At 56.9% G+C, this 21,197-nt stretch carries 14 protein-coding genes; 12 read left to right on the top strand and 2 right to left on the bottom strand.

Going from position 1 to position 21,197, the window contains the following annotated elements; genetic code table 11:
• Positions 1–9: 9 nt before the first annotated feature.
• Positions 10–624, bottom strand: a complete 615-nt coding sequence (gene ccoO, locus AACX78_RS12610) for a cytochrome-c oxidase, cbb3-type subunit II (RefSeq protein ID WP_005315614.1) — start codon at positions 622–624, stop codon at positions 10–12.
• Between the two features lie 16 nt (positions 625–640).
• Positions 641–2,065, bottom strand: coding sequence for a cytochrome-c oxidase, cbb3-type subunit I (gene ccoN, locus AACX78_RS12605; RefSeq protein ID WP_113720292.1), 1,425 nt, complete (start codon positions 2,063–2,065; stop codon positions 641–643).
• Between the two features lie 284 nt (positions 2,066–2,349).
• On the opposite strand from ccoN, the gene AACX78_RS12600 reads away from it, so the two are divergent.
• From AACX78_RS12600 to uup, 12 genes are all read left to right on the top strand, one after another.
• Entirely contained in the window at positions 2,350–2,808 is a 459-nt protein-coding gene (locus tag AACX78_RS12600) for a hypothetical protein (RefSeq protein ID WP_159166397.1), read from the top strand.
• 109 nt (positions 2,809–2,917) lie between these two features.
• Positions 2,918–3,376 carry a GAF domain-containing protein gene (locus AACX78_RS12595; RefSeq protein ID WP_005315627.1) on the top strand — a complete coding sequence of 153 codons (459 nt, stop codon included), beginning with the start codon at positions 2,918–2,920 and terminating at the stop codon, positions 3,374–3,376.
• A 106-nt stretch (positions 3,377–3,482) separates the two neighbouring features.
• Complete coding sequence (proQ, locus tag AACX78_RS12590; protein ID WP_017412180.1) at positions 3,483–4,115, top strand: RNA chaperone ProQ; 633 nt, start codon at positions 3,483–3,485, stop codon at positions 4,113–4,115.
• A gap of 8 nt (positions 4,116–4,123) precedes the next feature.
• Positions 4,124–6,139 carry a carboxy terminal-processing peptidase gene (prc, locus tag AACX78_RS12585; RefSeq protein WP_021138725.1) on the top strand — a complete coding sequence of 672 codons (2,016 nt, stop codon included), beginning with the start codon at positions 4,124–4,126 and terminating at the stop codon, positions 6,137–6,139.
• 136 nt (positions 6,140–6,275) lie between these two features.
• Positions 6,276–8,900 (top strand): aminopeptidase N, encoded by a 2,625-nt coding sequence (gene pepN / locus AACX78_RS12580; RefSeq protein WP_159166396.1) that lies wholly within the window; start codon positions 6,276–6,278, stop codon positions 8,898–8,900.
• Positions 8,901–9,013: 113 nt separating this feature from the next.
• Positions 9,014–9,235 carry a DUF2835 domain-containing protein gene (locus tag AACX78_RS12575; RefSeq protein ID WP_005315647.1) on the top strand — a complete coding sequence of 74 codons (222 nt, stop codon included), beginning with the start codon at positions 9,014–9,016 and terminating at the stop codon, positions 9,233–9,235.
• Positions 9,236–9,513: 278 nt separating this feature from the next.
• The gene (locus AACX78_RS12570) at positions 9,514–14,355 is read left to right on the top strand and encodes an NAD-glutamate dehydrogenase (RefSeq protein WP_159166395.1); all 4,842 of its coding nucleotides are present in this window, start codon (positions 9,514–9,516) and stop codon (positions 14,353–14,355) included.
• A gap of 46 nt (positions 14,356–14,401) precedes the next feature.
• Positions 14,402–15,412: a quinone-dependent dihydroorotate dehydrogenase gene (gene pyrD, locus AACX78_RS12565; RefSeq protein WP_005315654.1), complete on the top strand. Its 1,011-nt coding sequence runs from the start codon at positions 14,402–14,404 to the stop codon at positions 15,410–15,412.
• 87 nt (positions 15,413–15,499) lie between these two features.
• Complete coding sequence (locus AACX78_RS12560; RefSeq protein ID WP_021138728.1) at positions 15,500–16,036, top strand: cell division protein ZapC; 537 nt, start codon at positions 15,500–15,502, stop codon at positions 16,034–16,036.
• A gap of 736 nt (positions 16,037–16,772) precedes the next feature.
• The gene (gene rlmKL, locus AACX78_RS12555; RefSeq protein WP_165484244.1) at positions 16,773–18,968 is read left to right on the top strand and encodes a bifunctional 23S rRNA (guanine(2069)-N(7))-methyltransferase RlmK/23S rRNA (guanine(2445)-N(2))-methyltransferase RlmL; all 2,196 of its coding nucleotides are present in this window, start codon (positions 16,773–16,775) and stop codon (positions 18,966–18,968) included.
• Positions 18,968–19,207: a glutaredoxin family protein gene (locus AACX78_RS12550; protein ID WP_099993245.1), complete on the top strand. Its 240-nt coding sequence runs from the start codon at positions 18,968–18,970 to the stop codon at positions 19,205–19,207. Before rlmKL ends, AACX78_RS12550 begins: the two co-directional genes overlap by 1 nt.
• A gap of 71 nt (positions 19,208–19,278) precedes the next feature.
• Positions 19,279–21,189, top strand: coding sequence for an ATP-binding cassette ATPase Uup (gene uup / locus AACX78_RS12545; protein ID WP_087755692.1), 1,911 nt, complete (start codon positions 19,279–19,281; stop codon positions 21,187–21,189).
• Positions 21,190–21,197 lie beyond the last annotated feature (8 nt).

Below are 21,197 nucleotides of genomic sequence, written 5' to 3'. Positions count from 1 at the left end.
CCTGACTCCTTATTTCAGGGCATGACCCAGTGATTGCAGATAGGCTACCAGCGCATCGAGCTCTGTCTTGCCCTTCACGGCGTCGCCTGCACCTTGCACGTCGGCCTCTGTGTAGGGCACGCCAAAGTGATCACGGAACAGGGCCAACTTTTTGCCGGTCAGTTCACCTGTCATCACAGTGGTATCGAGCCAGGGGTAGCCAGGCATGTTGGACTCAGGCACCACATCGCGCGGGTTGATGAGGTGAGCACGGTGCCAGTCGTCAGAGTAACGACCGCCCACACGGGCCAGGTCCGGACCCGTACGCTTGGAGCCCCACAGGAAGGGGTGCTCCCACACACTTTCACCAGCGACCGAGTAGTGACCGTAACGCTCGGTTTCGGCCCGGAACGGACGGATCATCTGGCTGTGGCAGTTGGTACAGCCTTCGCGAATGAAGATGTCGCGTCCTTCCATCTGCAGGGCAGTGTAAGGTTTGAGACCCTCCACCGGCTCAGTGGTCTGCTTTTGGAAGAACAGCGGGGTGATTTCAACCAGGCCCCCCAGGCTGATGGCAAAGATGATGCCGACCACCAGCATGGGTACGCTTTTTTCAAATATCTCGTGACGGTTATTGTTGCTCATGCTTTGACCTCTTCAATCATGCGGGCTGGGCGACAGGTTCCAGGGAACCCTTGGGCGCAGAGATGGTGCGGTAGGCGTTGTAGGCCATCAGCAACATACCGGTGACAAAGAAGCAGCCACCCAGGAAGCGCACGAAGTAGAAGGGATAAGAGGCCTGCAACGCTTCCACGAAGCTGTAGGTCAGGGTGCCGTCATCGTTGACTGCACGCCACATCAGACCCTGCATCACACCGGAAATCCACATGGCAACGATGTAGAGTACTGTCCCCACGGTCGCCAGCCAGAAGTGAACGTTGATCAGGCGAATGCTGTACATGCGGCCCTGATCGAACAGGTTCGGGATCAGGTGATATATGGCACCGATAGATACCATGGCAACCCAGCCCAGGGCACCTGAGTGGACGTGGCCCACTGTCCAGTCGGTGTAGTGGGAGAGGGCATTGACTGTCTTGATCGCCATCATGGGGCCTTCGAAGGTGGACATGCCGTAGAACGACAGGGACACGATCAGGAAGCGCAGAATGGGGTCATAACGCAGTTTGTGCCAGGCACCGGACAGGGTCATGATGCCGTTGATCATGCCACCCCAGGAGGGAACGAACAGGATCAGGGACATCACCATACCCAGCGACTGAGCCCAGTCAGGCAGGGCGGTATAGTGCAGGTGGTGAGGACCGGCCCAGATATAGAGGGAGATCAGCGCCCAGAAGTGCACTATGGAGAGGCGGTAGGAGTAAACCGGACGACCGGCCTGCTTGGGCACGAAGTAGTACATCATCCCAAGGAAACCGGCTGTCAGCAGGAAGCCTACCGCGTTGTGGCCATACCACCACTGCACCATGGCGTCCATGGCACCGGAATACATGGAGTAGGACTTCATGCCGGAAAGTGGCACTTCCATGTTATTGACGATGTGCAGCACGGCAACCGTGATGATGAAGGCGCCGAAGAACCAGTTCGCCACATAGATATGGGAGGTGGTGCGCTTGACCAGGGTGCCGAAGAAGACAACGGCATAGGCAACCCAGACCACTGTGATGGCGATGTCGATAGGCCATTCCAGCTCTGCGTACTCCTTGGCGGAGGTGAATCCCATCGGCAGCGAAATGGCGGCAGAGAGGATAATCGCCTGCCAGCCCCAGAACACGAAGGAGGCAAGCTTGCCTCCAAACAGTCTGACCTGACAGGTGCGTTGCACCACATAGAAGGAGGTCGCCATCAGGGCGCTACAGCCAAATGCGAAGATAACCGCATTGGTGTGCAGAGGGCGCAGGCGGCTGTAAGTCAGCCAGGGTGTTTCGAAGTTGAGGGCGGGCCAGATCAACTGGGCTGCGATCAGTACGCCAACCGACATGCCGACAATTCCCCAGACAATTGTCATGACGGTGAACTGGCGAACAACGGTGTAGTTGTACTCAGGATGGTTAGTTATATGGCTCATCGTTGTATTCCGCTTCCGATGCTGCTGTTGTTTGATTTTTGTGTCCAGTGACATGGACCGACATCATTGGCTACTGCCCTGCCTCTTGTTAACAACTGTTAATGAAAGGAAAAGCAAAAAGTAGCTAAATGAAAATTCAATGGGAATGATACTGAACCGACAGGTAAAATAACAGTATAAACAGTGATATATTTGGCTCCGTCGGGTCCCGCCTGCTTAATAAATTACCTTGCGCGAGATCACGAAAATGTCATTTTTCAGGCATCTTAAAAGGTTGTTTTTTCATGAAAGAGAGACTCACTTCACGCAAAATTGTGCACTTGGCGATCGTCCTGGCTATTTTGCTCGGATTGGTTGCCTATCGAACCTGGTTTGGCGGGGGGCAGGCCCAGGTGGCGGGATCAGAAAAAGATCAAATCTGCGATCTGTCTCACACCTCATGCAGCATGGTTCTGGGTGACAAACCCTTGACCGTCAGTATCTCGTCGTTGCCGGTACAGGCCGAACATGACTTCATGATACTGCTTCAGGGCGGGGATCCGGGGATCAAACCGGTAAAAGCCTGGCTGGAGGGGCGGGACATGTTCATGGGGACTATACCGCTCAGTTTCGAGTCCACAGACACTGGCTGGCAGGTGACGACCATGGTGGGATCCTGTACCTCGGCGATGATGGTCTGGCTGCTCAATATCGAGTGGAGCAATGGCCAGCGCCAGCAGCTGGCGCTCTCGGTTGCCCGCTAAATCCTCTTCTTTAATAAGAAGAGGATGGGGTTGAAGTGAAAATTGATTTGAAATTTTCAGGCAGGGCGTTACCTTGCACAGATTATCAAGGAGTGAAGTTCATTTAATCATGATTGAAAAACAAGCATTTTATCGCGGACTCAACCAGCAAGCGCAGGCGCTGCTGGAAGGGGAGCCGGACCTCATTGCCAATCTGGCCAATCTCTCCGCCTTGTTGGCACTGGAGCTGACCGACATCAACTGGGTGGGTTTCTACCTGTTGCAGGGGGATACTCTGGTACTCGGGCCCTTCCAGGGCAAACCGGCCTGCGTGCGTATTCCGGTCGGGCGTGGGGTATGCGGCACTGCGGTTGCTGAGGGTAAAACCCAGCTCATTGACGATGTGCATCAATTTGAAGGGCATATCGCTTGCGATGGTGCCAGCAATGCCGAAATCGTGATCCCGGTGCGCCGTGGTGGCGAGATCATCGGCGTGCTCGATATCGACAGTCCAATTTTTAACCGTTTTGATGAGAAAGACCGGATTGGGCTCGAAGAAACGGTGCAAATATTGGAAAGCATGCTCTAAGTCATTGCTAGATGGTTCGCAAAAGGCCCCAAGCTCTCTATAATGGGGCCTTTGTTGTGTTGTGCTCGGGCGTACCCGCGCGTTTATATGAAAGCCAAGGTTATACATGGAAAACACTGAAAAGCTGAAGAACAGTAAAGAGATCGTTGCCTACCTGGTCGAGAAGTTCCCGGCCTGCTTCATCGCTGAAGGAGAGGCCAAGCCGCTCAAGATTGGCATCTTCCAGGATTTGGCCGAGCGTCTCGCTGACGATGCCAGAGTCTCCAAGACCATGCTGCGCTCTGCACTGCGTCAATACACCTCCAGCTGGCGTTACCTGCATGGCCTCAAAGCCGGCCAGGCCCGTGTCGATCTGGACGGCAACCCGGGCGAGCTGCTCACCGAAGAGCACATCGAACACGCCAAGCAAGCGCTGAAAGAGAGCAAAGAGCGTGTCTTTGCCAGCCGTCGCACCAACAATAAAGAAGAGAAGGCCAAGCAGCCCCGTCGTCCTGCCCCGCGCAAGGCTGATGCTGCCGCCAAATCTGACAAGCCCAAGGCCGCACCCAAGGCAGTCGTTGCCGATGCGCCTCTGGTGAAGGTCGATGCCGCCAATCTGAAAGTGGATCAGGGTGTCAGGGTCGTGCTGGGCAAGTCTCCGGTGCCGGCGACCATCAAGGAAGTGACCAAGGATGACGTTCAGGTCCAACTGCAGACCGGCATGATGCTGCGGGTCAAATTTGAGCATCTGGTTCTCTAAGGAGACAAATGTTGAAGCATGGCGTAATTCGTTTTTCCCTCGTTGCCTGTAGCCTGGCGCTTGCCGGGCTTGCACAGGCCATCGAGCCGGTGCTCAAGGAAAGTGATTTGCCTGTGTTGGCTCAAGAGAGCCAACATGCTACGGCTAGCAAGCGAATTGCCAATCTGTTTACCCGCTCGCATTACAAGCAGTTCAAGCTGGACGATGCCTTTTCCTCCGTGATTTACGACAAGTATCTGGAGAATCTGGACTACAGCCGAAACCTGTTTTTGGCCTCTGATATCAGCCGCTTTGAAAAGTACCGTAACGGCTTTGACACCGATCTCGAAAGAGGACGGCTGGCGCCTGCTTACGAGATGTTCAATCTGAGTCAGCAGCGGCGTTATGAGCGGTTCGAATACGCCCTCAAACTGCTCGATACCCCTTTCGATTTTACCCAGCCCGACAATTACCTCTTTGATCGGGAAGGGGCGGCTTGGCCCAAAGATGAAGGCGAACTCAACGAGTTGTGGCGCCAGCGGGTCAAGTTCGATGCCCTGAGCCTCAAGCTCAGCGGCAAGGAGTGGCCCGAGATCAAGGAGCTGCTTGGCAAGCGTTACAACAACGCCATCAAGCGGATGTCCCAGACCGAGAGCGAGGATGTGTTCCAGCTCTTCATGAACTCCTTCGCCCGTGCCATCGAACCGCACACCAGTTATCTCTCCCCGCGCAGCGCCGATCGCTTCAACACCGAGATGAACCTCTCGCTGGAAGGCATCGGAGCCGTGTTGCAGGCAGAGGATGACTTTACCGTCATTCGCTCCCTGGTGCCGGGTGGCCCGGCTGCCAAGTCCAACCACCTCAAACCCGATGACAAGATCACCGGGGTAGGGCAGGACGACGGCAAGATTGTCGATGTGATTGGCTGGCGTCTTGATGACGTGGTCGAGCTCATCAAGGGACCCAAAGGCAGCAAGGTCAAGCTGGAGATCCAGCGCGGCAAGGGCGCCGGCGTCAAGACCGAGCAGATCGAGCTGACCCGCGACAAGGTGCGCCTGGAAGACAGGGCCGCCAAGTCCAAAGTGATCACAGCGGAAGGCAAGAAAATTGGGGTGCTCGAAATCCCGAGTTTCTACGTCAACCTGCACGATGATGTGATCAAGGAGATCTCCAGCCTCAACAAGCAGAAGATCGAAGGCCTGATCGTCGATCTGCGCGGCAACGGCGGCGGTGCGTTGACCGAAGCCTCTGCCCTGAGCGGTCTCTTCTTTGCTGGCGGGCCCGTGGTGCAAATTCGTGATCACATGGGCCGTATCACGGTCAATGGCGATGACGATGGCAACATCTATTACGGTGGCCCCATGTCGGTGATGATCGACAGGTACAGCGCGTCTGCATCCGAGATCTTTGCCGCAGCCATGCAAGATTATGGCCGCGCCCTGATCCTCGGCGAAAACTCGTTTGGCAAAGGCACAGTGCAGCAGCATCGCAGCCTCGCCAAGGTCTATGACTTCTACGAGCAGCCCCTGGGTCACGTGCAATACACCATTGCCAAGTTCTACCGGATCAACGGTGGCAGCACCCAGAACAAGGGCGTCGCTCCCGACATCGGTTTCCCCACTGCGGTAGCACCGGATGAGACGGGTGAAAGTCGCGAGTTCAACGCCTTGCCCTGGGACAAGATTGCCTCGGCCAGTTACGAAAAACTCGGTAACTTCGCCAGCCTCTTGCCCAAGCTGAAAACGGCCCACGAGGCACGGATCGCCAAGGATCCCGAATTTGCCTATGTGATGCAGGACATCGCCGACTACAAGGTGGAGCAGGACAAAAAGTCTGTCTCCCTCAATGAGGCGGAACGTCTGGCAGAGCAGGCCAAGCAGGACGAGAAGGCGCTGTTGCGCACCAACGAACGTCTGGCACGCCTTGGCAAACCTGCGGTGAAGAGTCTCGACGAATTGCCGGCGGATTTTGAAGCCCCCGACGAGTATCTGATCGAAGCGGCCAATATCACGGCGGATCTGGCCAAACTCAGCAAACAAGGCTGACGTTGGCTTGGCAATAACAGGTACACAAGGGCGACTCAGGTCGCCCTTTCTTTTGCCTGAATGCAAACTATTTGACCCTGCCAACCGGTTGTGACAGCCTCTGACACGTCAATTACAAGCGTGGAAGCAAACAATAATGACCGATCACTCCCAGGCCATGACGGCCAAATATCGCCAGGATTATCAGGCTCCGCTCTACTGGATCGACAGCATCGATCTGGATTTTCAACTGCAGGAGCCGCTGACCCAGGTCACCGCCATCTCCCGTCTGCGCCGTAACGGTGAACATAATGAGCCGCTGGTACTGGATGGTGAGGGGCTCTCCCTGCACAGTGTCAGCGTGGATGGCGTGCCTTATCAAGAGCACGAACAGGGGGAGAATACCCTGACCCTGTTCAACCTGCCGGCTGAATGTGTGCTGACCATAGTCACCCTGCTGGATCCTGTCGCCAACACGGCGCTGGAAGGACTCTACAAGTCAGGTGATGCCTACTGCACCCAGTGCGAGGCCGAAGGTTTTCGCCGCATCACCTATTATCTGGACCGCCCCGACATACTGGCCCGTTACAGCACAAGGATCACTGCCGACAAGGCCAAGTATCCCTTCCTGCTTTCCAACGGCAACAAGGTCGACAGCGGTGAGCTGGATGGCGGTCGCCACTTCGTGCAGTGGCAGGATCCCTTCCCAAAACCCAGTTACCTGTTTGCCCTGGTGGCCGGTGACTTTGATGTAGAGCGCAGCCACTACACAACCAAGAGCGGCCGCAAGGTGGCCCTCGAGATCTTCGTTGACAAGGGCAACCTGGACAGAGCCGGTTTCGCCATGGAGAGCTTGATTAACTCCATGCGCTGGGACGAGCAGCGCTTTGGCCTCGAGTACGACCTCGACATCTATATGATCGTCGCGGTGGACTTCTTCAACATGGGCGCCATGGAGAACAAGGGGCTGAACGTCTTCAACTCCAAGTTCGTGCTGGCCAACCCGGCCACCGCCACCGACAGCGATTACCACGGTATCGAGCGGGTCATAGGTCACGAATACTTCCATAACTGGACCGGCAACCGGGTCACTTGCCGCGACTGGTTCCAGCTCAGCCTCAAAGAGGGGCTGACGGTGTTTCGGGATCAGGAGTTCTCTTCCGATCTGGGATCCCGTGGTGTCAACCGCATCAACAATGTGCGTACCGTGCGCGGTCCGCAGTTTGCCGAAGATGCCGGCCCCATGGCCCACCCCATCCGCCCGGATGTGGTGATCGAGATGAACAACTTCTACACCCTGACCGTCTACGAGAAAGGGTCGGAAGTGATCCGCATGCTGCATACCCTGTTGGGAGAAGACAATTTCCAGGCGGGTATGCGCCTCTATTTCGAGCGCTTTGACGGTCAGGCGGTGACCTGTGATGATTTCGTGCAGGCGATGGAAGATGCCGGAGGCCGAGATCTCGGTCGGTTCCGCCGCTGGTATAGCCAGTCCGGTACCCCTGAGCTGACAGTGACGGATGAGTACGATGCTGCCAGCGGCGTCTATCGCCTGCATGTGAGCCAGCACACGCCGCCGACTCAGGATCAGCCGCAGAAACTGCCGCTGCACATCCCCCTCGACATCGAGCTGTATGACCAAAATGGCGCCGTCATCCCGCTGCAATATCAGGGCAAGGAAATAGGCCAGGTGCTTGACGTGCTCGAAGCAGAGCAGACCTTTATCTTCGATAAGGTGCCAGTCAAGCCGGTTCCCTCTTTGCTGCGGGACTTCAGCGCGCCGGTCAAGCTGCATTATGACTACAGCGACGAGGCACTGGCCTTCCTGATGTGCCATGCCCGCAACGAATTTGCCCGTTGGGATGCGGCCCAGATGTTGATCAACAAGGCGGTGATGGCAGGGGTTGTGCAGGTGCAGCACGGACAGGGAGTCGACGTCTCCGAGACCCTGCTGGCAGCCTTTGTCGCCATCCTGGATGACGCCTCGCTGGATCCGGCACTCAAGGCCGAGATCCTTGCCCTGCCGGGGGAAGCTACCCTGGCCGAGCTGTTCGAGGTAGCCGATATCGATGCCATCCATCAGGTGCGGGATGCTATTCATGCTCGTCTTGCCGCCGCGTTCGGCGCTCGATTGGCAACCACCTATGCGAGCCTGCAACTGCAAGGCTATCAGGTGGTGCATGCCGATATGGCAAAGCGTGCGCTCAAAGGGGTTGTGCTCGGTTATCTGGCGGCCCTGGATGCCGCGCACGCTGATGCGCTGGTGCGCCAGCAATACGCCAATGCCGACAACATGACCGATACCCTGGCGGCGCTGCAGGTGGCCAACGGCTATCTGCTGCCGTGCCGTTCCGAACTGCTGGCCGATTTTGAAGGAAAATGGGCCAGGGATGGGCTGGTACTGGACAACTGGCTGCGACTGGTGGGCAGCAAACCGGCGACCGATGTCCTCAGTGAGGTTCGTCAGGCGATGGCTCATCCCACCTTCAGCATTCGCAACCCGAACCGGCTGCGAGCACTGATCGGCAGTTTTGCCATGAGCAATCAGGTGCAGTTCCATGCCATCGATGGCAGTGGTTACCGTTTCCTGACCGATATCCTCATCGAGCTCAACGAGGTCAATCCCCAGGTTGCTTCTCGCCTCATCACACCGCTCATTCAGTTCAAGCGACTGGATGAAGGGCGCAAGGCCCTGATCCGCGCAGAGCTGCTCCGGCTGTTCAGCCTGGACGGACTGGCACGGGATCTGTTCGAGAAGGTGAGCAAGGCGCTACAGCAGTAAGTGTTGACGGGGCAGGGGAGCCTGGCTCTCCTGCCCTTTTTGTTGAAAACACCATCGAGCAAGGCGCCGCAGTGACCGCATCATGGTCGGGCGCTATCGAGAAGGAGTCAGTGTTGAAGCAGTTTACCTTTCGGCTGTCACTCAGTAGCGATGACATACTGTTGATGTATCAGGGGCACGCCAGGCGGCTGGTGGTACGTACCGAACAGGGGCTCACCATAGAGCTGGCCTTGGAAAAAATCCGGCCATTTGTCACTATCAGTGGGGTATACGGCTATTTTCGGCTGAAAACACAGGATGATTATCGCTTTATCAGCCTGGAACGCATAAGTTAACAAAATTCGAACAGGATCCCGAGTAATTATCTGCTTTCAGTCACTATCTATCCGGTAAATCCGTAATCACCCAGTGGGATTTTCTGTTTTTTGCCAAATTGGCAAAATATTTCACAGCTCAAGCCGTGATCTGCCCCTTGTTTTTAACAAGTCGTTATCACCTTTGCTCGCCTTCCTTGATCCAAGACATTACACTTCGCAGCAACTCTGTACCGGTGGGCATCCAGGGTGGATGTCTTTCCGTCGGTGGTTCATGTCGTCCGATAAGGAATATAGCAATGGCATTGAAAGACGCCCCTACCTCAGTTCTGCTCGAAAACGTTCTCAGCCTGATCCATCAGAAGTTGCCCAAGAAGAGTGCCTCCCTGGTCGAATGCTTCGTTGCCAAGTTCTATGGCAACATGGCCAGCACCGATCTGCACGATCGCAATGACAGCGATCTCTACGGCGCCGCGCTCAGCCTGTGGAATGCGCTCAACCAGCGTACCAGCACACAACCCTACATCCGGGTCTACAACCCCGAGCTGACCCGCCACGGTTGGCAATCTCCCCACACCATAGTCGAGATCATACTGCAGGATTCTCCCTTCCTGGTGGACTCCATCCGGATGGCACTCAAGCGTTTGAACATCACGGCGCACATGATGCTGCACCAGCCGCTGCACCTTATTCGTGGCAACGAAGGCAAGATCCGCGCCATTCTGGATCTCGACAATACGGCCGGACAAACCTCGGTCGAAACCGCCTTCCTCATCGAGATCGATCACCTGACCGGTGATGAGCAGATGGATGCGCTGGCTGCCGAGCTCAACTCGGTTGCCGGGGAAGTGGCACTGGCGGTGGGGGACTGGCAACCCATGCTGGGTCGCCTGAACGAGATCATCGACGAGCTGCCCAAGCGCAAGAACCCGGTCAGCAAGGAGGAGGTCAACTCCTGTGTAGCTTTCCTCAAGTGGGTCGCTGCCCACAACTTCACCCTGATGGGATATCGCCGCTATGACGTCAAGGCGGTGGAGGGCGATCACGAGATTCTGCCGCTGCCGGAATCCAGCCTGGGCCTGATGAAGAACTCCATCAAGGATGAGGGGCAGCGCCTTGGCAATATGCCGGCCAGCGCCCGCCATGCTGCGTTGAGCTCCGATCTACTTATTCTCACCAAATCAAACAGCAAGTCCCGCGTCCACCGCCCTGCCTATGTGGATTACATCGGCATCAAGCGCTTTGACGAGCACGGCAAGGTAGTAGGGGAAGATCGTTTCATCGGTCTCTACGCTTCTTCCATCTACAACACCAGTGCTACCCAGATCCCGCTTATCAGCCACCGGCTGGAACGCATCATGGCCTCCTCCGGTCACGAGAAGGGTTCACACGCCTACAAGGCGCTGCTCAACGTGCTGGAAACCTACCCCCGCGACGAGTTGATCCAGGCTCGTGAAGAGGAGCTGCTGGCCACCGGTCTCGGTGTGCTGGAGATGCAGGAGCGGGACATGTTGCGCTTGTTTGTGCGCCGCGACGTCTACGGTCGTTTCTTCTCCTGCATGGTCTATGTCACCAAGGAGCGCTACAACACGGCGCTGCGAGTCAAGACCCAGCAGATTTTGCAGAAATATTTCGGCAGCAGCGAAGAGGTGGAGTTCAACGTCTACTTCTCCGAAGGTGTGCTGGCGCGGACCCAATACATAGTGCGGGTCAACAATAACAACGTGGATGTGGACGTGAACGAAGTACAGAACAACCTGATTGAAGCGGCCCGCAGCTGGGACGACCGACTCGACTCCGTGCTGCTCTCCCATTATGGCGAGGCCCGTGGCAATGCCTTGCGTGGCCGTTTCAGCAGCGCCTTCCCCCGTGCCTACAAGGAAGATGTGCTGCCGGGCTCCGCCGTGGCCGACATCATGGCGCTGGACAATCTGAGCGAAGCCGAACCGCTGGGCATGCTGTTTTACCGCGCTCAGGAAGAAGAGAACGATCGCCGGGTTCGCCTCAAGCTGTTCCATCGCACCGAGCCCATTCACCTCTCCGATGTGCTGCCCATGCTGGAAAACATGGGGCTGCGGGTGATCGGTGAGACCCCGTATCAGGTGCGTACCCCTTCAGGGGATATATTCTGGATCCTCGACTTCTCCATGCTGCTGCGCGGTGAACAGCCCTTTGATCTGGAGCAGAGCCAGCAGCGCTTCCAGGAAGCCTTCGCCGCCGTCTGGAACAAGGGGCTGGAAGATGACGGCTTCAACCGTCTGGTACTGGGGGCCGGCCTCACGGGTCGTCAGGTTTCTGTGCTGCGTGCCTATGCAAAATACATGCGCCAGACCGGTGTCTCCTTCAGCCAGTCCTATATCGAAGAGACCCTCACCCGTTATCCTGACATCGCCCAACTGCTGTTTACCCTGTTCGAGCAGCGCCTCGATCCTGCCAGCAAGCAAGATGCCAAGGTACAGGCCAAGCTCCATGATCAACTGGCAGCCAAACTGGATCAGGTCGCGAACCTGGACGACGATCGCATCATCCGCCGCTTTGTGGAGATGATCGACGCCACCCTGCGTACCAACTACTACCAGCTGGACAAGGCTGGGCAGATCAAGCCCTACATCTCCTTCAAGCTTGCACCGGCCAGCATTACCGACATGCCGTTGCCGCTGCCCAAATTCGAAATCTTCGTCTACTCGCCGCGGGTGGAAGGGGTGCATCTGCGCTGGGGCAAGGTGGCCCGTGGTGGCCTGCGCTGGTCCGATCGCAAGGAAGATTTCCGCACCGAGGTGCTGGGTCTGGTCAAGGCGCAGCAGGTGAAGAACACCGTCATAGTGCCGGTGGGCGCCAAGGGCGGCTTCTACTGCAAGCAGATGCCGGTGGGGGCCGCCCGTGCCCTTATCCAGGAAGAGGGCAAGGCCTGCTATCGCCTCTTCATCCGCGGTCTGCTCGATGTGACCGACAACATTATTCAGGGCGAGGTGATCCCGCCCAAATCCGTGGTGCGTCACGACGAGGATGACTACTACCTGGTGGTGGCGGCTGACAAGGGGACGGCCACCTTCTCTGACATCGCCAACGAGATAAGCCAGGAGTATGGCCACTGGCTGGGCGATGCCTTCGCCTCCGGCGGCTCGGTCGGTTATGACCACAAGAAGATGGGGATCACGGCCCGTGGTGCCTGGGAATCGGTCAAGCGTCACTTCCGTGAAATCGGCATCAATTGCCAGACCACCGACTTCACCTGCGTAGGGGTGGGTGACATGGCCGGCGACGTGTTCGGCAACGGCATGCTGCTCTCCGAGCACACCCAGCTGGTGGGTGCGTTCAACCACATGCACATCTTCATCGACCCGACCCCCGATGCCGCCAAGAGCTTCGTCGAACGCAAGCGCCTGTTCGAACTGCCTGGCTCCAGCTGGGATGACTACAACCGTGACCTCATCTCGGCAGGGGGGGGCATCTTCCTGCGCTCGGCCAAGTCCATCAAGCTGAGCCCGCAGATCCAGACACTGCTTGGTACCGACAAGGCCAGCATGGCCCCGAACGAGCTGATCAAGGCGCTGCTCTGCCTGAATGTGGACCTGCTCTGGAACGGCGGTATCGGCACCTATGTGAAGAGCGCCCGCGAGAGCGACGCTGAAGTGGGGGATCGCAGCAATGATGTGCTGCGGGTCAATGGTCGCGACCTGCGTGCACGCATCGTCGGTGAGGGTGGCAACCTGGGCTTTACCCAGCTCGGTCGGGTGGAATACGCCAGCCAGGGTGGGCGCATCAACACCGACTTCACCGACAACGTGGGCGGGGTGGATTGCTCCGACAACGAGGTCAACATCAAGATCCTGCTTAACCAGCTGGTGGCTGCCGGTGATATGACCCTCAAGCAGCGCAACCAGATGCTGTATGAGATGACCGACGATGTGGCACAAATTGTCATTACCAACGCCTACCGCCAGTCCCAGTCCATCTCGGTCACCAGTTTCCGTGGCACCGAGCAACTGAAAGAGCAGCAACGTTTCATCCAGGGGCTGGAGCGCGAAGGCAAGCTGGATCGGGGGCTGGAGTTCCTGCCCTCCGATGAGGAGTTGTCCGAGCGGATGGCGGCAGGGCAGGGCTTGACCCGTCCCGAGCTGGCGGTGCTGGTGGCTTATGGCAAGATGGTGCTCAAGGAGCAGCTCAACTGTCCTGAGATCACCGAGGAGCCTTTCCTGGCCAACATGCTGGTCACCAGCTTCCCGGCCAAGTTGCAGCAGCAGTTTGGTGCAGCGCTTGCCCAGCACCCGCTGCGTGGCGAAATCATTGCGACCCGGGTGGCCAACATGCTGGTCAACGACATGGGGCTCAACTTCGCCAGCCGGATGAAGGACGAGACCGGTGCCTCTGTGGCGGAAGTGGCTTGCTGCTTCGCCATGGCCCGTAAGGTATTTGGCCTGGGGGCCCTGTGGCGTGACATCGAAGCGTGTGACAACCTGGTGGATGCCCAGACCCAGCTCGAGCTGATGTTCTACAGCCGCCGCATTGTGCGTCGTGCTACTCGCTGGTTCCTGCGTGCCCGCAATCGCAGCTGGAGCATCGCTGAGAACATCGCCTTCTTCCGTCCGGCGTTCGAGACATTGGGCTCGCACCTCTACGAGGTGATGGACGAGAGTGAAGTGGTAGAGCACAGCCAGGCCGTAGCAGCCCTGGTGGCCAGACAAGTGCCCGAGTCCATCGCCCGTCAGGTGGCCCATATGAGCAGTCTCTTCTCCAGCCTGGATCTGGCGCAGATTGCCGCTGAGCACAAGACCGACATACTGCGTGCCGCCAATGTCTACTATCGTCTCGGTGCCAAGCTCGATCTGCACTGGTTCCTTGAGCAGGTCAACCATCAGCCGGTGGGTAACCACTGGCAGGCAATGGCACGGGCATCGTTCCGTGAAGATCTGGACTGGCAGCAACGCAGTCTCACATCTGTGGTACTGGAAGGGTGCAAAGAGCAGGGAGAATGCGCTACCATACTGGCCGACTGGATTTCGGAGCATGAGCAACTCTTGTCCCGTTGGACCCATATGTTGGCCGACTTCAAGACCACGAGTACCCACGAGTTCGCCAAGTTCTCGGTGGCCTTGCGAGAGTTGAACCTGCTCCAGTTGAATTGCCGAACCTCGGCATAACCCCGAAAGCCCCGGCCAGTTGCCGGGGCTTTTTTAAGGAGCAAAAATGTTGTACCCCCTCGCCAGGCATTTCTTGTTCAAGTTCAATCCCGAACAGGCCCACGATCTCTCCATCAAATATTTGCCCCGCCTTCTCGGTACGCCACTTGATTGTTTCTTCCGCCATTCATTGCCCAAACGCCCCGTCACTGTCATGGGGCTTTATTTTGCCAATCCGGTCGGATTGGCAGCCGGGCTGGATAAAGACGGGGAGTGCATCGATGCATTTGGGGCCATGGGGTTTGGCTTTATAGAAGTCGGTACCGTCACTCCCAAACCCCAGAGTGGTAATGACAAGCCCCGTCTGTTCCGGGTTATTCCGGCAGAGGGGATCATCAACCGCATGGGATTCAACAACAAGGGTGTCGATCATCTGGTGGCGCAGGTCAAGAAAGCCAAATACCAGGGTGTCATCGGCATCAATATCGGCAAGAACAAGGACACTCCCATAGAGCAGGGCAAGGACGATTATCTGATCTGCATGGACAAGGTCTATGATCATGCCGGCTATATTGCTGTCAATATCTCTTCCCCCAACACTCCGGGCCTGCGTTCGCTCCAATACGGTGATGCCCTCGATGAGTTGCTTGCAGCCCTCAAAGTGCGTCAGCAAGAGCTGGCCGCCCAATATAAAAAGTACGTGCCGCTCGCCGTTAAAATTGCACCGGACTTGAGTCTGGATGAAATTAATCAGGTCGCGGCATCCTTGATCAAAAACGGGATCGATGGCGTTATTGCTACCAATACCACCCTGGATCGGGAGATGATCTATGACATGCCCCATGCCGGTGAAGCCGGTGGCCTCAGTGGGCGTCCGTTGCAGCACAAGAGCACAGAGGTTATTCGCCAGCTGGCCAAGGCACTGGACGGTGCACTGCCCATCATAGGGGTAGGGGGTATCGACAGCGCCATGGCTGCGCGGGAGAAGCTCGCTGCGGGTGCCAGTCTGGTCCAGATTTATAGCGGCTTTATTTATAAGGGCCCGAGTCTGGTCAAAGAAATTGTGACTCATATTTAAGAAATAAACGGGTGCCCTTTATTTAAAGTTGCTGAAATTCTCGACATGGAATAAAGTCGAGTAACGACTTTCAGTAAGGGCACCCCCATGTGTATCCAACCCAATGACAATTGGCAGTGGCATTATGATGCTCATGATGATCGTCTGATGCTGGATTTATCCGATCGCATGATATTCGCTACTGAATATAAAGGGCGACAATTGGTGCCCAGCTCCTTCACCACCCAGCCTTTTTGTGTGGATGATGCCGCCCTCTATTATCAATTGATGGACAAGGCTGTCGAACTCGACTGGAGTACGCCACATCAGGTCCAGCTGGTACTCAATGCCATCGCTGTCAGTCGCTTTTATAAACCACTGATGCCACAAAGCTGGTTCTTTGGTGAGGTCCACCCTTTTATTATTCCTGAAACTGGATCCTTGGTGTGCATGAATACACCTCATGGCAAGGGGGAGTTCATGGTGATCGAAGCAGGTGAACAGGCCAGCGTGTGCCTCAATCTGACCGAGGATCTGATACTGACTACCAGCAAGATCCTGCCGCGCTTTGGTGTGATCAAGGTGATGAACAACCGCATGACCGCCAGAGTTGCAACCCAGACACAATATCGTCAGGTGAGCTGATACCCATCCAAGCAAATGTGCTCAATATTTAGTCTTTTTTTGCTCGTCCGATATTTTTTGCCCCTTTGTTGTTGCTCCTCAATGCCCCTCCTACTCAATGCCCCTCCTATTTGGTGAATAGCCCTTTTCTGTCGCGCCATAGTACTTTTTGCCTCTCATGTTATGCCCACAAAAAAGCCCTCCTACCAAACATGATAAGAGGGCGTAAAACACACACGACAGAAGGAATGGATGGTTTGTTTCAACAGCCGGGTCATGTTAGAGGGAATTGTTTCTTCTGAAACCTGATAGATATGACAGTCCGGCATAAATAGGCTATCGCTAGCCAGCGCCCCAAAAATAGCCCTCCCGGTTTACGGACGATAACGGGAGGGCAAAACACGGGGTTACAGAAAGGACTTGCTCTGTCGGAAAGATAATAACGCAATGAGTTTTGTTTGACGCCTGTCAGATATGGCAATCCCTGTGAAGAACGGTAGGCCATTCATACCCGGATATAGACGCCATTACCTAGCGTCTTGCTCTGACGAGGCAATGAATATCCGGGACCATCTGATTACCGCTCGTCTATAGCTGACCCACATGAGCATCACATCTCCATCAGGTCCCTATATGTCAATTGGCCAAGCCTTCTTGCGTATGTCAGATAAATGGGGAGTGGGGAGCAGGCTTGCCTGTACCTGTCTGTCGCGCCAGCGCGAAGCTTTTGCTGCTCCGGATCGGCTCTTAAGGTATAATGCGGCACTATTTTTATGGCATCCCCGTGAGCGTGATGAAAGAATTTTTTGCAACCTGCCCCAAGGGGCTGGAAAACCTGTTGGCCGACGAGCTGACCACCCTGGGCGCAGAGCAGGTCCGTGAGACTGTCGCCGGCGTTCACTTCAAAGGCGAACTGGCCATTGGTTACAAGGCCTGTCTGTGGAGCCGTTTTGCTTCCCGCATCGTGTTGGTGCTGTCCGAATTCCAGATGAACGACGATCTGGATCTCTATCTGGGCGCCCACACCATCCCCTGGGAAGAGCACTTCTCCGGCACCTCCACCATAGCGGTGGACTTTACCGGTACCAACCCCGCCATTCGCAATACCCAGTACGGTGCGCTGAAGATCAAGGATGCCATCGTTGATCGCTTCACCAAACGTGGTCATGTGCGCCCGGATGTGGACAAAAAGGCGCCGGATATTCGCATCATGGCGCATCTGGGCAAAGGCAAGGCCAATATCACGCTGGACTTGTCAGGCCCGGCGCTGCACCAACGTTTCTATCGTCAGGGCACAGGTGAAGCACCGCTCAAAGAGAACCTGGCCTGTGCCATGATTGCCCGTAGCGGCTGGGCCGGTGAGCCCATGATGGACCCCATGTGTGGCTCCGGCACCTTGCTGATCGAAGCGGCCTTTATCGCTGCCGACATGGCGCCGGCGCTGCGCCGCGAGCGCTTTGGTTTCGATCGCTGGCTGCAACACGACAGCGAACTCTGGCAGAGCCTGATGATGGAAGCCCAGGTGCGCGCCAAGCGTGGCATGCAGCGTTGTGAAGTGAAGCTGTTTGGCTGCGATGCCGACCCCCGTGTGCTGATGAAAGCCCGCGACAACGCCAAGGCGGCCGGTGTGGCCCACCTCATCACCTTCAAGCAAGCCGATGTGACCCAGCTTGAAAATCCGCTGCCGATGCCGGCCGTTGTTGAAGGGGAAGCGAGTCAGGAGGAAGCCCGTCAAGTCGGCATGCTTATCTCCAACCCGCCCTATGGCGAGCGTCTCGGCGAGTTTCCGGCCCTGCTCGAAGTGCATCAGGCACTCGGCGATGCCTTGCGTCGTGGCTTCCAGGGCTGGCGCGTCTCTATTCTCTCTGCCTCGCCCGAGCTGCTGAGCTGTCTGCGTCTGCGTGCCGACAAGCAATATCGTCTGTTCAACGGGGCGCTTGAATGTCAGCTGCGCAACTACCAGATTGCGCTGGACTCCGTGGCCTCCCAGAAAGAGGTGGCGCAGGACTTTGCCAACCGTCTGCGCAAGAATCTTAAAACCCTCGAGAAATGGGCGAGCAAAGAGGGCATCGACTGCTACCGCCTCTACGATGCGGACTTGCCTGAATACAACGCCGCCATCGACCGCTATCAGGATTACCTGGTGGTGCAGGAGTACGCCGCGCCCAAAGACATCCCCGCCCAGAAGACCCGCCAGCGTCTGCTTGACATGGTGCAGGCAGCCATCAAGGTAACCGGCATGGACGGCGAGAAGGTGATCCTTAAGGTGCGTGAGCGTCAAGAGGGCAAGCAGCAATATCAGAAGCTCGCCGCAGAGCAGCACCGGATGGAAGTGCAGGAGTACGGTGCCCGTCTTTGGGTCAACCTCTACGACTACCTGGATACCGGCCTGTTCCTTGACCACCGTCAGACTCGCCGCATGCTGGGCCAGATGGCCAAGGGCAAGCGCTTCCTGAACCTGTTTGCCTATACCGGCAGTGCCACAGTGCATGCGGGTCTGGGCGGTGCCAGCGAGACCACCACGGTCGACATGTCTCACACCTATCTGAACTGGGCGCAGGACAACATGCGTCTCAACTCGCTGGTGGGCCGTCAGCACAAGTTTGTGCAGGCTGATTGCCTGAAGTGGCTGTCGGAAGCGGATGATCAGTACGATCTTATCTTCATCGATCCGCCCACCTTCTCCAACTCCAAGCGGATGGACGAGAGCTTCGATGTGCAGCGCGATCACCTGCTGCTGATGCAGCACTTGAAGCGTCTGCTGGCGGCCGATGGCACCCTGGTGTTCTCCAACAACAAGCGTCACTTCAAGATGGATCTGGCCGGGCTCGAGGCCGCGGGCCTCAAGGCGCAGAACATCACGAGCAAGACGCGTCCGAAGGACTTCGAGCGCAACCAGCATATCCATAACTGCTGGATCATCACCCACGCCGACGTGCCAGCGGAGGCTTGATGCTGACCCTGTTTCACACCGACGGCTGCCACCTGTGCGAACAGGCATGGCAGCTGGTGGAAGAGGCCGGATTGGCCAGCCAGACCCGCCAGTGCGACATCATCAATGATGCCGAATGGCTCGCCGCTTATCGGGTACGCATTCCGGTGCTGCGCGATGAGGCCGGTCGCGAACTTGGCTGGCCCTTTACGTTGGCAGAGCTCGGTGTCTGGGTAACTGCGCAGGCCAGTCACGGCTGAGCACGAATAGAGAAAAAGGGGGGCAGAGAGTATCTGGCCCCGCTTTTTTCATCAGGTAATAAGGAAGAAACATGGCTTTATTAACATTGCACGGCGCTTGTCTGTCGTTCAGTGATTTCCCGCTGCTCGACAATGCCGAGCTCAGTATTGAGCGTGGTGAGCGTCTCTGTCTGGTCGGGCGCAACGGGGCGGGCAAGTCCACCCTGATGAAGATCATTGCTGGCGAACTGCCGCTCGATGACGGGCGCATGGTACAGCAGCAGGATCTGAAAGTGACTCGCCTCGAGCAGGATCCGCCTGCATCGAGTGACCTCACTGTGTTTGACTACACGGCCGAAGGGCTGGCCGGTGTCGGCGAGCTGCTCAAGCAGTATCACCATATCTCCATGGAGCTGGCCCACGATCCGAGCGATGCCAACATACGCATCATGAGCGATCTGCAAGAACAGCTCGACTATCAAAATGGCTGGCAGTTCGAGACCCGCATCAGCCAGGTGCTGACCCTGCTGAACCTCGATCCCGACGCAACCCTGGACAGTCTGTCCGGTGGCTGGTTGCGTAAAGTGGCCCTGGCCCGTGCGCTGGCCTGCGATCCGGACCTGCTGCTGCTCGATGAGCCGACCAACCACCTGGATATCGAAGCCATCAACTGGCTGGAAGATTTCCTCAAGGATTTTCGCGGCGCCATCGTCTTCATCTCCCACGATCGGGAGTTCATCCACAAGCTGGCGACCCGGATCATCGATCTCGACCGCGGCGTGATCACCTCCTGGCCTGGCAACTACGACGAATATCTGCAAGGCAAGGAAGAGGCACTGCGGGTTGAAGAGCTGCAACATGCCGAGTTCGATCGCAAGCTGGCCCAGGAAGAGGTGTGGGTACGTCAGGGCATCAAGGCGCGCCGTACCCGCAACGAAGGCCGGGTACGTGCCCTTGAGGCGATGCGGATGGAGCGTTCCCAGCGTCGCGAGCTGCAGGGCAAGGCCAAGCTGCAAATGGACGATGTGAACCGTTCCGGCAAGCTGGTGTTCGAAACCGAAGGGCTGGGGCTGGACTTTGGCGATCGTACCCTGTTCCAGGGGCTGGATCTGCAGGTGCTGCGTGGCGACAAGATCGCCCTGGTGGGTCCCAACGGTTGCGGCAAATCCACCCTCATCAAGCTGTTGCTGGGCCAACTCGAGCCCAGCCGTGGTCTGGTCAAGGGGGGCACCAAGCTGGAAGTGGCCTACTTTGACCAGTATCGCGATCAGCTCGATCCCGAGCAAACGGTGATGGACAACGTGGGGGAGGGCAAGCAGGAAGTGATGGTGCGCGGCCGCTCCCGTCACATTCTGGGTTACCTGCAGGACTTCCTGTTTGAACCCAAGCGGGCACGTACCCCTGTGAAAGCCTTGTCAGGGGGCGAAAAAAACCGTTTACTGTTGGCCAAATTGTTCTTGAAGCCCAGTAATTTACTGATCCTCGATGAACCAACCAACGACCTGGATGTCGAAACGCTGGAATTGCTGGAAGAGCTGCTGGCGGACTATCCTGGCACCCTGTTGCTGGTCAGTCACGATCGACGCTTTATCGACAATACAGTGACAGGTTGCTGGTTGTTTGAAGGAGATGGACGTATCAGCGATTACGTGGGCGGTTATGCCGACATGATGGCGACGCGGGCCCAGCAGAGCACTCAGCTGGCGGCAAAAGCGGCTCAGGTCAAAACGCCAGAGCCTGTCGCTGTGGCAAGCCCTGCTGCCTCTAAAGTCAAAAAACTCTCTTACAAGTTGCAGCTGGAGCTGGATAATCTACCAGCCCGACTGGAACAACTGGAGACTGAGCTGAATGCTCTGCAGGCGGAGGTAAACCATCCCGGTTTCTTCGCGTTGCCGAGCGATCAAACCCAGCTCAAACTGGATGCCCTGAATGCAGCAGAGGCTGCATTGGAACAAGCCTTCTCCCGTTGGGAGGAGTTGGAAGCGTTGAAACATCAGGACTAAGGAAGTAG

Source organism: Aeromonas sp. 9A, assembly GCF_963900955.1.
Lineage (GTDB): Bacteria > Pseudomonadota > Gammaproteobacteria > Enterobacterales > Aeromonadaceae > Aeromonas > Aeromonas salmonicida.
The sequence above is the reverse complement of the archived record's forward strand: the minus strand, read 5'-3'. Positions and strand labels throughout refer to the sequence as shown.